We start from the raw sequence: 12,380 nt of genomic DNA, 5'->3' as shown, positions 1-12,380 counted from the left end.
TCGTCCGCGCCCCCGTGTGGTCACCGCGGAACTCGACCTGGTCGACGGCTGGATCGCGCTCACCGACGGCCGGGTCGCCGCGGTCGGCACCGGACCGACACCGGCACACGACCACGTCGTCGACGCCCCCGGCACCGTCGTCCCGGGCTTCGTCGACCTGCACGCGCACGGTGCGCTCGGCCACGACTTCGCCTCGTGCTCGGCCGACGAGGCCCGCGCCGCCGTCGCGCACCACGCCGGACGGGGCACCGCACACCTCGTCGCCTCGATCGCGACGGGGACCGTGCCGGACACGGTCGCCGCGCTCCACCGCCTCGCACCGCTCGTCGCCGACGGGACGCTCGCCGGACTGCACCTCGAGGGGCCGTGGCTCTCGCCCGCACGACGCGGTGCGCACGCGGCCGCCCTGCTGCACGCGCCGACCACCGCCGAGGTCGACCTCCTGCTCGACGCGGGAGGCACGGCCCTCCGGGTGGTCACGCTCGCCCCCGAACTCCCCGGCGCGATCGACGCGATCCGCCGCCTCGTCGAAGCAGGGATCGTCGCCGCGGTCGGCCACACCGACGCCGACACCGAGCAGGTGCAGCGAGCGGTCGACGCCGGCGCCACCCTGGTCACCCACCTCTTCAACGGCATGCCGCCGCTGCACCACCGTGCGCCCGGTCCGGTCGGTGTCGCCCTGACCGACAGCCGCCTCACGGTGGAGTGCATCATCGACGGCCACCACCTCGACCCGGTCGCCGTCGACCTCGTCCGTCGCGCCGCCGGTGACCGACTGGTGTTCGTCTCCGACGCGATGGCCGCCACCGGCTGCGCCGACGGCGCCTACCGGATCGCCGGGTCCGACGTCCTCGTGGCGGGCGGCGTGGCGATGCTCGCCGACCGCTCCTCGCTGGCCGGCAGCACCATCACCGTCGGCGACGCCGTCACCCGGGTCCTCGCCCCGCGTCCCGAGGGCGGCCCTGCCGCCGACGTCCGGGAGGCCGTGGCCGCCTCGTCCGTCCGGGCCTCCGCGGTGCTCGGCCTGCGTCCACCCCTCACCGTCGGCGCCGCCGCCGACCTGGTCGTCCTCGGCCCCGATGGCCGGCCCACCGTCCTGGAGGTCCCCGCGTGATCGTCGTCCTCACCCCGAACCCGGCGGTCGACGTGACCTACCGCGTCGCCGAGCAGTCGGTGGGCATCACCCAGCGCGTGCTCGACGTCGCCCGCCGGCCGGGCGGGAAGGGCGTCAACGTGGCCCGGGTGCTCGACGCCGCGGGCGTGGCGACGACGTCGGTCCTGCCGCTCGGCGGGACCACCGGCGCCTGGACCGCCGACGCCCTGCAGCGCGACGGACTCACGGTCACAGCGGTGCCGGTCGCCGGGGACACCCGGACCACGGTCACGGTCGTCGACGACCTCGCGCACCCGACGATGTACGGCGAACCCGGCCCGGTGGTCACCGCGGACGAATGGGCAGCGGTGACCACCGCGGTGCACGATGCCGGGGCCGGCGCGGCCGCGTTCGTCGTGTCCGGCTCGCTGCCCCGCGGCACCGATCCCCGTGTGGTCGACACCTGGGTCGGGGGCGCCGTGGACGCGGGCGTGCTCGTCGTGGCCGACCTGTCGGGCCCGGCGCTGCTCGAGGCCGCGTCCGCCGGTGCCACGATCTGCAAGCCGAACCGCGACGAGCTCCTCGACGCCACCGGCGCCCGGGACGAGCGGACCGGTGCCCTCGACCTGCTCGCGCGGGGAGCCGGGGTCGTCGTCGTCTCGGCGGGGTCGGCTGGCATCAGCGCGCACACGCGGGACGGGGTCGTCTCCGTCCCGGCGGTCCCCGACGTCCACGGCAACCCGACCGGTGCGGGCGACGCCGCCACGGCCGGGCTCGTCCTCGCCTTGACCGCGCGCGGGAGCCGTCGCCCGGCGGGCGTCCCCGGACCGGACCTCCTCCGTCGGTCCCTCGGGTCCGCCGCCGCGTACGGCGCAGCCGCCGTCCTGCGCCCGGTCGCGGGCGAGGTCGACCTCGCCGCCGTCGACCGATTCACCAGCCAGCTCGACCGAACCGGGAGCACCGCATGACCACCGCCCTCGCCCTCACCGGCCTCCTCGACACCGCCCGCGCCGCCCGCCGGGGTGTCGGCGCCTTCAACGTCGTCCTCCTCGAGCACGCCGAGGCCATCGTGGCCGGTGCCGAACGGGCTGCGCTGCCCGTCGTCCTGCAGATCAGCGAGAACTGCATCCGCTACCACGGTGGGGTGACGCCGATCGTCACCGCGACCCAGGCGATCGCGCGGTCCGCGGACGTCGAGGTCCTGGTGCACCTCGACCACGTCGAGGACCGGGCGCTCGTCCACGCCGGCATCGACCTCGGCGTCGACTCGGTCATGTACGACGGCTCGCACCTCCACCACGACGCCAACCTCGCGGCGACCCGCGAGCTCGCCGACGCGTGCCACACCGCCGGCATCGCCATCGAGGCCGAGCTCGGAGAGGTCGGCGGCAAGGACGGCGTCCACGCGCCCGGCGTCCGGACCGACCCGGCTGAGGCCGCGGCGTTCGTCGCGGCGACCGGTGTCGACGCCCTGGCGGTGGCCGTCGGGACCTCCCACGCGATGCAGACCCGCGAGGCGTCCGTCGACCGCGACCTGGTCGGCCGGCTGCGGGCCTCCGTCCCGGTGCCGCTCGTCCTGCACGGGTCCTCGGGGCTGTCCGACGACGAGCTCCGCGGCGCGGTCCACGCGGGCATGACGAAGATCAACATCTCGACGCACCTGAACGGCCTGTTCACCCGCGCCCTGCGCGACGTGCTCGACGAACGACCGGACCTGGTCGACCCGCGCCGCTACGTCGCCGCGGGTCGGGACGCCGTGGCCGCGGAGACCTCCCGGCTGCTCACGCTGCTCGACGGGTGAGCCGGATGACCCGGGGCGCTCAGCCCCGGGTCCCGCTCTTCCAGATGACCGTCGAGCCCTTCCGGAGCACGAGGTTGCCGTCCGACTGCATCCGCAGGACCACGCCGGTCCCCCCGCGCTTCCCCGTGGCCGTGGACCACCGGGTCTGACCGAACGGACCCGCGAGCACGAGGTCGCCGCTCGGCAGCAGCAGGAGGGACGCCCCCTGTCCGCCGCCGGACTTCCGGAAGAGCACCCGGCTGCCGGAGCCGATGACGAGGCTCCCGTCGGAGCGCACACTGAGCCGCCGGCTGCCGGACGTGCCGTCACGCAGCGACTGCCCGGCGACGAGCGTGGCTCCGGCGACGAGCCGATCGGCCCCGGGGGCCTTGTTGCGCCAGAGCACGGCGCCGTTCCGCGCCGTCACGCGGACGTCCCCCGCGTCGTCGACCGTCAGGCGCGCGCCACCGGAGGTGGTCGTCACGGTCGTGGACCAGAGGACCGCGCCGGACGGGGCCACGACGGACAGCCGCCCGTCGGTGGCGAGCCGGAGACCGGCCCCCTCTGCCCGACCGCTGCTCTGCCAGAGACGTCGGCCGTTGCCCCACTCGACCAGGGAGCCGTCGCCCTGCATGTCGAGCCAGTACTGGCCGTTCGGCGAGTGGATCGACGTCCCGGACGGCACGGTGCCGGTCCCCGAGGTCACGGACGTGGCGTCCGCCCCGGCCGCGGCCGCGGTGGTGGCCGGCAGGGTGCAGTCCGCCGCGGTCGGGAGCAGGCGGCCGAGGGCGGACCAGTTCGGCGACCCGAGCCCGGTCGCTGCGTCCCAGCCGCGGACCGCGGACCAGGTGCCGTTGCCGCCGGAGACGACGTCGCGGAACGCGGCCGGGTTCGCGTACAGCGCTTGGTGCACGTCACCGACGCCGGCGGCGCACCCGCGGGCGGTCAGCGCGACGGCCAGCTGCCCGGCGAGCACCGGGGACGCCAGGCTCGTGCCGCCGCCGAGCACGAAGCCGTGCGCCGTCGACATGTAGACCGCGGGGCCCTTGGCGGGGTCGGCGAGGGCGGCGACGTCCGGCAGCAGGCGCTTCGAGCCGCTGATGCCGGTGCCCGTCTGCCATGCGGGCCGGGCGTAGGCCGAGGAGGTACCGCCACCGCCGGCCCCGAGGGAGTTCGACCACCCGGACTCGGTCCAGCCGGTCCTCGTCCGGCTCAGCGAGGTCCCGCCCACGGCCACGACCGCGGGTGAGGACGCCGGGTACGAGACGTCGCGGATGCTCGTGGTCGGGCCGGTCGGGCACCGCGCACCGTCGTCACCGGTGGCGGCGAAGACCGTGGCACCGGCCGCGACGATGCGCGACAGGGCCGCGTCGAGCGCCGCCCGTGCCCCGGCGGGGGTCCGCGTCTCGCAGCTCCCCCACGAGATGCTCACCGCGGTGATGCCGGCGGTCCGGACCTCGTCCGCGATCCGGCTGTAGGCGTCGTAGCTCCCCTGGAAGGAGTTCTGCGTGACGTACACCCGCTGCCGGGCACCCGGCGCGACGGCGAGCAGCGCCTGCTGGTCGAGCGCGACCTCGTTCTCGCCCTGGTTGCCGTCGCCCTCGTGCGGGTCCGCACCGTCGACCGCGATCTGGTCGAGCGCGGGGAGCTTCCGTCCGGTCACTGCGGCGTAGGCGCTCAGGTCGTTGCGGTCCCAGCCGGAGAACTGCACGGTCGCGATCGTCGCACCGGCACCCGCGGTGGCCGACCCGGAGGACCGGTACGCGCTCGCCAGGTCGGCGGGGGCGTACCCGCCGGGGACGGCCGCGTGGGCCAGTGCCGGGCGGGTGTCGAGCCCGAGCACGGCGACCACGGCCCCGCCGAAGGCCTGCGGCAGGGCCGGTTCGGCGGTCGGGTGCATGCCGTCACCGGTGCCGACCAGGTCGACGCCGAACAGGGCCTCCGCCTGCGCGGCCGTGCCGTGCGCCTCGACCTCCCATGTGTCCGGGTCCGTCACGGTGAACCCGGCCTCGGTCAGCACCGCTCGCGCACGGGACCGGGCGTCGTCCACGGGCGCGACCGCGTCCACCGCGGCCGCACGCTGGTCGGCGGTGTCCCCGGTCGTCTGCGCGGGCAGGGCGGCGAGGGCTGCCGGGTCGACCGGCCGGAGCACGAGCGTCAGGTCGACCGCCGTGTCCCCCGGCGTCGCGCCGACGGTCGCGTCGTTCGGGGCCGGCACACCGCCGGTGGCCGGTGCGGGGACGGGGGCAGCCGCGGCGACGGACGACGCCTGCGCGGGGAGGCCCGTGCCGGTGACGGCGAGCGCCACCACGACGGCGGTGGCGAGGAGGGTCGGCGTGCGGGGTGACATCAGCGCTCGCTTCCGGGATCGGAGACGACGGCCGTCCCGGGCCGCCGGTCCGCACGGCGACGGACGCTGCACGCTACCCCGGGCCGACGCGGGCGCCGCAGCCCCAGTTCCGGGGGCTGCGGCGGGAGTTCAGCAGAGCGGGACGTTCACCGCGAGGCCGCCCATCGCGGTCTCCTTGTACTTGGTGGACATGTCGGCACCGGTCTGCCGCATCGTCTCGACGACCTGGTCGAGTGACACGTGGTGCACCCCGTCGCCGCGCAGGGCCATCCGGGCGGCGTTGACGGCCTTGTTCGCGGCGATGGCGTTCCGTTCGATGCACGGGATCTGCACGAGGCCGCCGATCGGGTCGCAGGTCAGCCCGAGGTTGTGCTCCATGGCGATCTCCGCCGCGTTCTCCACCTGCTCGGGGGTGCCGCCGAGGACCTCGGCGAGCCCGGCAGCCGCCATCGAGGCCGCGGAGCCGACCTCGCCCTGGCAGCCGACCTCGGCGCCCGAGATGGACGCCCGCTCCTTGTAGATCGAGCCGATCGCGCCGGCGGTGAGCAGGAAGCGCACGACGGCGTCCTCCCGTTCCGTCGGGGACCCGTGTGCGATCGGTCCGACGTAGGTCAGTGCGTAGGCGAGCACCGCGGGGATGATCCCGGCGGCACCGTTCGTCGGCGCGGTGACGACGCGGCCGCCCGAGGCGTTCTCCTCGTTGACCGCCATCGCGGTGAGGTTCACCCACTCCATCGCGAACAGCGGGTCGTGGTCGGGGTCGTCGCGGGTGAGCTGCTCGTGCCAGTCGGCCGCGCGGCGCCGGACCGCGAGCCCGCCGGGCAGCGTGCCGCTGCGCCGGACGCTGCGGTCGACGCACTCCTCCATCACGGCGTGGATGCGCAGGAGTCCGGCGCGGACCTCGTCCTCCGTGCGGGTCGCGGTCTCGTTCGCGAGCGCCACCCCGCTGACCGGGAGGCCCGTGGTCGCGCAGGCGGACAGGAGCTCGGCTCCGCTGGAGAACGGGTGGGGCACGGTGTCCTCGACCGGGATCGCGGTGCCGGCGACGTCCTCGCCCGGCTCCTCGTCCCCGTCGCGGGCGATGAACCCACCGCCGATCGAGTAGTACGTCTCGACGGCGGTCTCGGTGCCGGTCGCGTCGAACGTCCGGAGCCGCATCGCGTTCGGGTGTCGGGGCAGCATCGTCAGCGGGTGCAGCACGACGTCGGCGAGCCGGAACGGCACGACGGTCCCGCCGGTCAGGGTCAGGCGTCCGGTCGACTCGAGGGCGTCGAGCGCGGCCGTCATCACGTCCGGGTCGACGTCCTCGGGCCGGTGCCCCATGAGCCCGACCGCGACGGCGCCGAGCGTGCCGTGTCCGTGACCGGTCGAGGCGAGGGAGCCGTACAGGTCGACGCGGATGGTGTCGACGGGGCGGTCCGCCGTCCGCGCGGCGAAGTCGGCGGCGGCGCGCATCGGACCCACGGTGTGGGAGCTCGACGGGCCGACACCGATGCTGAACAGCTCGAAGACGGAGACCGGCACGACGACGAGCCTACGCCGTCCGGACGGATCGGCCGCCGGCGCCCGACCTGCCGACGGACGGCGCCCTCAGCGGCGCTTCCCCTCCGTCGGCATCACGATCCAGAGCACGACGTAGGCGATCCAGAGCGGCCCGGGGAACAGGCTGAGCAGGACCCAGAGCACGCGGACGGCGGTGCGGGACCAGCCGAAGCGGTCGGCGATGCCGGCGCAGACCCCGGCGAGCAGGCGACCGGAGCGGGGGCGGTGGAGTGTGTTCGTCATGTCCCCGACGCTACGGGGTCCCGCTGCGCGGCGGCAGCCGGGCGGCACCCCACTGTGGGGTGGGGCTGGCCCCACCCACGCTGGACGGGCCTCCCGGCCGTCGCCCTACGGCAGCAGGACGATCTTGCCGCGGGTGTGCCGCTCCTCGAGCTGGGCGTAGGCGTCCTGCACCCGGTCGAGCGGGAAGGTCGCGGCGATCGGCACCTCGATCGACCCGTCGGCGACCATGTTCGCCAGGGCCGACAGGATCTCCGGGTCGGCGGTGTCCGCGCTGCCGGACGCCTTCGCACCGACCTCGGCCGCGGCCTCGAACGCGATGACCGTCTCGATGCGGTCGGCCGGGATCCCGAGCGTGATGCCGAGGTGCACGTACTCCGGGCCGAAGGTGTCGATGAGCGCGTCGATGCCGTTCGTCGCCAGTTCGCGGACGCGGTCCGCGAGGCCGTCCCCGTACGCGACCGGCCGGGCCTTCTTCCCGCGCAGCCAGTCGTGGTTCGCCTCGGAGGCGATCGCGATGACGTCGACGCCCTCGTTGGTGAGCAGCTGCGTGACGAACCCACCGACACCACCGGCGGCACCGGAGACGACGACGGTCTCACCGGCGCGGGGGTCGACGGCGCGGACGGCCGCCGCGGCGGTGGTCGCGATCACGTCGAGGCCGCCGGCGACCTCCCACGGCAGCAGGCGGGGCTTCGGGACGAGCTGTCCGGCGGGGACGGACACGTACTCGGCCTGGCTCGAGCGCTCCCACGACCAGCCGAGGACCTCGTCGCCCTCCTCGAACCCGTCGACGTCGAGGCCGATCGCGGCGACGGTGCCGGCGAGGTCGGTGCCCTGCCCGGACGGCAGACGCTCGGGGTCGTGGTCGTCCACCACGCCCTGGCGGATCGCCGACTCGCCGGGGTTGACTCCGGCGGCGCGGACCTTCACGAGGACGCGGCCGGGAGCGACCTCGGGGACGGGGACCTCGGCCACGTGCAGGACCGAACGGTCGCCCCACTCGTCGAAGCGGACGGCGCGCATGGTGTCAGGGAGAGCAGTCATCCCGCGTCACGGTACGCCAGCGAGCCACCCCTTGCCCGGTACAACCGTAGGTGGACCGCTCCATCGGCGGCTTCATGGGACACTGATGGCATGCCCATCCTCCACAAGGACATGCAGCTGTGCATCTCGCTCGCCGCCCGGCCGAGCAACATCGGCACCCGCTTCCACAACTTCCTCTACGACGAGCTCGGTCTCCCGTTCGTCTACAAGGCGTTCACCACCACCGACCTGCCCGGTGCCGTCGCCGGGATCCGGGCGCTCGGCATCCGCGGCTGCTCGGTGTCGATGCCGTTCAAGGAGGACGTGATCCCGCTCGTCGACGCCCTCGAGGAGTCCGCGCGGGCGATCCGCTCCGTGAACACGATCGTCAACGACGGCGGGGTCCTCACCGCGTCGAACACCGACTACGAGGCCGTCGCGTCGTTGCTCGACACGCACGGCGTCGACCGCTCCGCGCGGGTCCTGCTGCGCGGCTCGGGCGGCATGGCCAAGGCCGTCACCGCCGCGTTCCGGGGCGCCGGGTTCGAGCACCTGACCGTCGTCGCCCGCAACGAGGCGACCGGCAGCGCCCTCGCCGACCAGTACGGCTACGTGTGGGTCGCGGACGAGGACGGGGCGGGCGATGCCGACCTGCTCGTCAACGTGACCCCGCTCGGCATGCGTGGCGACGACGAGGCGACGCTGTCGTTCACACCGGACCGCGTCGCGGCGGCGCACACGGTGTTCGACGTCGTCGCGTTCCCCGCCGAGACCCCGCTGGTCCGGGCCGGTCGGGAGGCCGGTGCGCACGTGATCACGGGCGCCGAGGTCATCGCGCTGCAGGCCGCCCGGCAGTTCGAGCGGTACACGGGCGTCGCGCTGACGGCCGACCAGGTCGCCCGGGCGAGCGCGTTCTCGCGCGAGGAGTAGCGGGCGGCGTCGGGGTCTCTCCCGCGAGACGCCCCCGTCTGCCCGGGACGCCGCCACTGCGGCGAGACACCGCCGTCTGCGGCGGCGTCTCGCCGCGCTGCGCGGTGCCGCCCGCAGACGGGGGCGTCTCGCGCAGGCAGCGCGTCGGACCGGAGGCTCGGGGCGGGGCTGCACCGAGCCTCCCGTCCGTGACGTCAGCCGAGGCGCGACGGACGCTGCCGGTCCTGCTGGTCCTGCTGGTCCCCGGCCGAGACGCCCCCGTCAGCGCGAGACACCGCCAGCGCCACGAGACGCCGCCGCACTCCACGGCGTTCCGCGCACCGCGCGGCGCCGTCCGCTGACGGCGGCGTCGCGCCGCCAGACGGCCCCGTCTCGGCGCTCCCGGGTCAGTGGCTGCGCGCGCGCCCCGCGGCGACCCACCCGAGGCGGCGGGCGGTCTCGTGGTTCCGCAGCCAGATGCCCGGCTGCGCGATGAAGCCCGGCACGAGCGAGCCGGGGCCCTTCACCGGGTTCTCGCGGATCGTCACGCGGCTGCCGCGCGGGTGCGGTTCGACGTCGACCTCGACGCGTGCCTCACCGACCGGCCAGCCTCGTGCCTGGATGACCAGCCGTCGCGGCTCGTCGTACTCCAGGACGTGCGTCGTGTCGTTGATGACGAACGGCCAGACGCCGAACGAGTGGTGGATCTTCGTGCCGACCGCGGGCCAGCCCGGGTCCTCGCCGCGCATCCGGGAGGCGCCGACCACCCACGTGGGGTAGAGCCAGCCGTCGCGGAGGACGTCGAACACCTCTTCCGGCGTGCAGTGGATGATGCGGACGTTCTTCGCCATGTCAGCTCCTCGGTGCCAGGTCGACGTCCACCGGCAGCCCGTAGGTGTGCCGGAGGGCGCTCTTCGCCGCGTGCCAGCCTGCCATGCCGTGCACCCCGGGCCCGGGTGCCGCGGACTGCGAGGCCAGGTACATGCCTCCGCCCATCCGCCACGGGTCACTCGAGAGCACGGGACGCTTCACCAGCTGCCAGAAGCTCGCGGCACCGGAGGCGATGTCGCCGCCGGAGTAGTTCGGGTTGTACTGCGCCATGTCGGCCGCGGTCCGGCTGTTCGTCGCGACGATGGTGTCGCGGAAGCCCGGGGCGAACCGCTCGATCTGCCGGATGACGGACTCCTGGTGGTCGACCGTCGACCCCGCGGGGACGTGCGCGTACGCCCAGAAGACGTGTCCGCCCGCGGGGGCCCGGCTCGGGTCGACGACGGTCGGCTCGGAGCCGAGGACGTAGGGGCGGTCGGGGTCCTGACCGCGGGCGACCTGCGCCTCGGCCTCGGCGATCTCGGCGCGGGTGCCGCCGATGTGCACGGTGCCGGCGCGGTGGAGCTCGGGGTTCGTCCACGGCACCGGCTCGGACAGCGCGAAGTCGACCTTGGCCGCCGCGTTGCCGAACCGGAAGTGCCGCAGGGCACCGCGCTTCGGTGCGGGCAGCTGGTCGCCGGCGATCCGGAGCATGGACGGGACGCTCGTGTCGAAGAACACCGCCTTGGCCGGGGTGAGGTCACCGAGGGAGTGGACCTCCCGCCCGGTCTCGATCGTGCCGCCGTGCTCGACGAGGTCCGCGGCGAGGGCGTCGACGATCGCCTGGCTGCCGCCGATCGGCACCGGCCAACCGCGGGCGTGCGCGTACACACCGAGCGACAGCGCTGCGGCAGCGGTGGCGAGCGAGGGCATGTGCTGGATGGAGTGCGCCGCGACACCGCTGATCATGGCCGGGGCGACGTCGTCGCGGAAGCGGGCGTTCCACGCGCGGGAGCCCTGCTCGAGCGCGCGGAGGCCGAACCGGGCGACGGTGACCGGGTGCCGCGGGACGTGCAGCAGGGCGTCCGTGGCGAAGTCGGACACCTGGTCCGCGTTCCGCACGAGCGGGGCCATGAGCTGCCGGTAGGCGCGGCCGTCGATGCCCAGCGCGTCGGCGGTCCGGTCGAGGTCCTGGTACGCGATGCCGGCGCGGCCACCGTCGAGGGGGTGGCCGAACTGCACTTCGGGCAGCCGGAGCTCGATCCGCTGCTCCATGCCGAAGGCCCGGAAGAACTCGGACTGCAGCGCCATCGGGTGCACCGCGGAACAGACGTCGTGCAGGTAGCCCGGGAGCGTCAGCTCCTTCGTCCGGGCACCACCGCCGATAGTGTCGTTCCGTTCCACCACCTCGACGCTGAGCCCCGCCCGGGCGAGGGTCACCGCCGCGGCCAGCCCGTTCGGTCCGGCTCCGACGACCACCGCATCAACCATGCCGGTGAGCCTACGGAGCGACGGCTGGACGCGGTACCGGCACCCGGTCAGCTCGTGGTGGTGTCCGCCTCGGCCGGATCCGTGCCGTCGTCCGACCCGTCGACGTCCGTCGGGTCGTCGTCGCCGACCGCCCGACCGGTGCCCACCGGGTGCTCGGCGACGAGGGCCGCGAAGTCCTCGTCGAGGAGCTGCTGCACACGCTCCTCCCGCCCGACCTCGTAGTCGTCGGCCGGCCGCTGCGCCCATCCGAGCCGTCCGACGACGGTGGTGCCGATGTCGTCCCATGCCCGGGCACGGGCGGCGAGGACGATGCCGTCGACGAAGTACTGGTCGTCCCGGCGGGCGTCGAGCCGCCTCGCGAGTTCCTCGTAGGTCGCCTCACGCGTGCGGAGCTTCAGGTCGTCGCCGCGGCGGTAGTCGTGCTGGTGCTGCGAGCGCCCGCCCTGCTTGCTCGACCGGACCCGGATCGCCCGCATGCGCTCGGCGTCGGCGCGCTGTTCCTCGGCCATCCGGTGCAGCTCCTGACGGGTGGCGTCGGCGATCAGGGCGTGGTCGAAGTACCCCTGGTCGCGGAGGGCGTTCGTGATGATGCGGTTCGCCACGGCCACGGTGACGGCGGCCTTCGCGATGAGGAAGCCCTCGTCCACGGCGCGCTTCAGTTCGACCTCGCTGACGGGTCGGTCGCGCACGTCGGGCTTGCGTCGTCCGAACAGTGCCATGCGACGACGATACCGGCGACGGACGACGGTCCGCCTGGAGTCGGAGACGGATCAGCGTCCGGAGGGACGACTCCGACCCGACCCCGCTCGTAGCGTCGAGCACATGGTCACCACGTACGACTCCCAGCGCACCGGACTCGGCACCGCCAGCCTGGTGCTCGGCATCTGCTCGCTCCTCGCCGGGTGGACGTTCGTCGCCCCCGTGGTCGGGCTCTGCCTCGGCATCGCCTCCCGCGGTCGGGAACCCGCCGCTCGCGGGCGCGCCGGGTGGGGCATCCTGCTCAACCTCGTCGCGCTGGCCTTCTGGATCCTGCTGGTCGTCTTCGGGCTCGCGATGGGTGTGCTCGCGACCTGGCAGTCGGTGCTGCAGGGGTCCTGACCGGCGCGACGACGGACGGGAGGCCCGTGGCGACACCGCCACGG

General features: G+C 74.7%; 12 protein-coding genes. 5 read left to right on the top strand and 7 right to left on the bottom strand.

The genetic code is table 11. From position 1 onward, the window contains the following. Nucleotides 1-16 precede the first annotated feature (16 nt). Genes DEI91_RS02250 through DEI91_RS02240 form a run of 3 tightly spaced genes read left to right on the top strand, consistent with a single transcriptional unit; the run spans nucleotide 17 to nucleotide 2,894 of the window. Nucleotides 17-1,114 (top strand): N-acetylglucosamine-6-phosphate deacetylase, encoded by a 1,098-nt coding sequence (locus DEI91_RS02250; RefSeq protein WP_220038014.1) that lies wholly within the window; start codon nucleotides 17-19, stop codon nucleotides 1,112-1,114. Next, nucleotides 1,111-2,061, top strand: coding sequence for a 1-phosphofructokinase family hexose kinase (locus DEI91_RS02245; protein ID WP_111050727.1), 951 nt, complete (start codon nucleotides 1,111-1,113; stop codon nucleotides 2,059-2,061). Before DEI91_RS02250 ends, DEI91_RS02245 begins: the two co-directional genes overlap by 4 nt. Next, nucleotides 2,058-2,894: a class II fructose-bisphosphate aldolase gene (locus DEI91_RS02240; RefSeq protein WP_111050726.1), complete on the top strand. Its 837-nt coding sequence runs from the start codon at nucleotides 2,058-2,060 to the stop codon at nucleotides 2,892-2,894. The genes DEI91_RS02245 and DEI91_RS02240 overlap by 4 nt, the downstream gene beginning before the upstream one ends. A 19-nt stretch (nucleotides 2,895-2,913) precedes the next feature. On the opposite strand, the gene DEI91_RS02235 is transcribed toward DEI91_RS02240, so the two are convergent. The 4 genes from DEI91_RS02235 to DEI91_RS02220 all read right to left on the bottom strand — a co-directional run bounded on the left by DEI91_RS02235 (nucleotide 2,914) and on the right by DEI91_RS02220 (nucleotide 8,052). After that, nucleotides 2,914-5,223 (bottom strand): S8 family serine peptidase, encoded by a 2,310-nt coding sequence (locus tag DEI91_RS02235; RefSeq protein ID WP_111050725.1) that lies wholly within the window; start codon nucleotides 5,221-5,223, stop codon nucleotides 2,914-2,916. Between the two features lie 129 nt (nucleotides 5,224-5,352). Beyond that, nucleotides 5,353-6,747, bottom strand: a complete 1,395-nt coding sequence (locus DEI91_RS02230; protein WP_111050724.1) for an L-serine ammonia-lyase — start codon at nucleotides 6,745-6,747, stop codon at nucleotides 5,353-5,355. A gap of 66 nt (nucleotides 6,748-6,813) precedes the next feature. Further along, complete coding sequence (locus DEI91_RS02225) at nucleotides 6,814-7,008, bottom strand: PspC domain-containing protein (protein WP_110824345.1); 195 nt, start codon at nucleotides 7,006-7,008, stop codon at nucleotides 6,814-6,816. Nucleotides 7,009-7,113: 105 nt separating this feature from the next. Then, nucleotides 7,114-8,052, bottom strand: coding sequence for an NADP-dependent oxidoreductase (locus tag DEI91_RS02220; protein ID WP_111050723.1), 939 nt, complete (start codon nucleotides 8,050-8,052; stop codon nucleotides 7,114-7,116). A 90-nt stretch (nucleotides 8,053-8,142) separates the two neighbouring features. On the opposite strand from DEI91_RS02220, the gene DEI91_RS02215 reads away from it, so the two are divergent. Continuing rightward, nucleotides 8,143-8,961: a shikimate 5-dehydrogenase gene (locus DEI91_RS02215; protein WP_111050722.1), complete on the top strand. Its 819-nt coding sequence runs from the start codon at nucleotides 8,143-8,145 to the stop codon at nucleotides 8,959-8,961. A gap of 386 nt (nucleotides 8,962-9,347) precedes the next feature. Here the strand turns inward: DEI91_RS02215 and DEI91_RS02210 are convergent, their stop codons facing one another. The 3 genes from DEI91_RS02210 to DEI91_RS02200 are packed head-to-tail and all read right to left on the bottom strand — an operon-like array spanning nucleotide 9,348 to nucleotide 11,957. After that, nucleotides 9,348-9,791 (bottom strand): SRPBCC family protein, encoded by a 444-nt coding sequence (locus DEI91_RS02210; protein ID WP_111050721.1) that lies wholly within the window; start codon nucleotides 9,789-9,791, stop codon nucleotides 9,348-9,350. A gap of 1 nt (nucleotide 9,792) precedes the next feature. Beyond that, nucleotides 9,793-11,238, bottom strand: coding sequence for an NAD(P)/FAD-dependent oxidoreductase (locus DEI91_RS02205; protein ID WP_111050720.1), 1,446 nt, complete (start codon nucleotides 11,236-11,238; stop codon nucleotides 9,793-9,795). Between the two features lie 47 nt (nucleotides 11,239-11,285). Beyond that, entirely contained in the window at nucleotides 11,286-11,957 is a 672-nt protein-coding gene (locus DEI91_RS02200; RefSeq protein ID WP_111050719.1) for a hypothetical protein, read from the bottom strand. 103 nt (nucleotides 11,958-12,060) lie between these two features. On the opposite strand from DEI91_RS02200, the gene DEI91_RS02195 reads away from it, so the two are divergent. Then, the gene (locus DEI91_RS02195) at nucleotides 12,061-12,336 is read left to right on the top strand and encodes a hypothetical protein (protein ID WP_111050718.1); all 276 of its coding nucleotides are present in this window, start codon (nucleotides 12,061-12,063) and stop codon (nucleotides 12,334-12,336) included. Nucleotides 12,337-12,380: the final 44 nt, after the last annotated feature.

The sequence above is a fragment of the Curtobacterium sp. MCBD17_032 genome (assembly GCF_003234855.1).
Lineage (GTDB): Bacteria > Actinomycetota > Actinomycetes > Actinomycetales > Microbacteriaceae > Curtobacterium.
Note: the sequence above shows the minus strand (reverse complement) of the source record. Positions and strands in the feature narration are given on the sequence as shown.

Excerpts from the sequence above, each read along its gene's own strand:
- DEI91_RS02240 (WP_111050726.1), top strand. The coding sequence starts at position 2,058 with ATGACCACCGCCCTCGCCCTCACCGGCCTCCTCGACACCGCCCGCGCC.
- DEI91_RS02235 (WP_111050725.1), bottom strand. The coding sequence starts at position 5,223 with ATGTCACCCCGCACGCCGACCCTCCTCGCCACCGCCGTCGTGGTGGCG.
- DEI91_RS02225 (WP_110824345.1), bottom strand. The coding sequence starts at position 7,008 with ATGACGAACACACTCCACCGCCCCCGCTCCGGTCGCCTGCTCGCCGGG.
- DEI91_RS02220 (WP_111050723.1), bottom strand. The coding sequence starts at position 8,052 with ATGACTGCTCTCCCTGACACCATGCGCGCCGTCCGCTTCGACGAGTGG.
- DEI91_RS02215 (WP_111050722.1), top strand. The coding sequence starts at position 8,143 with ATGCCCATCCTCCACAAGGACATGCAGCTGTGCATCTCGCTCGCCGCC.
- DEI91_RS02210 (WP_111050721.1), bottom strand. The coding sequence starts at position 9,791 with ATGGCGAAGAACGTCCGCATCATCCACTGCACGCCGGAAGAGGTGTTC.
- DEI91_RS02205 (WP_111050720.1), bottom strand. The coding sequence starts at position 11,238 with ATGGTTGATGCGGTGGTCGTCGGAGCCGGACCGAACGGGCTGGCCGCG.
- DEI91_RS02200 (WP_111050719.1), bottom strand. The coding sequence starts at position 11,957 with ATGGCACTGTTCGGACGACGCAAGCCCGACGTGCGCGACCGACCCGTC.
- DEI91_RS02195 (WP_111050718.1), top strand. The coding sequence starts at position 12,061 with ATGGTCACCACGTACGACTCCCAGCGCACCGGACTCGGCACCGCCAGC.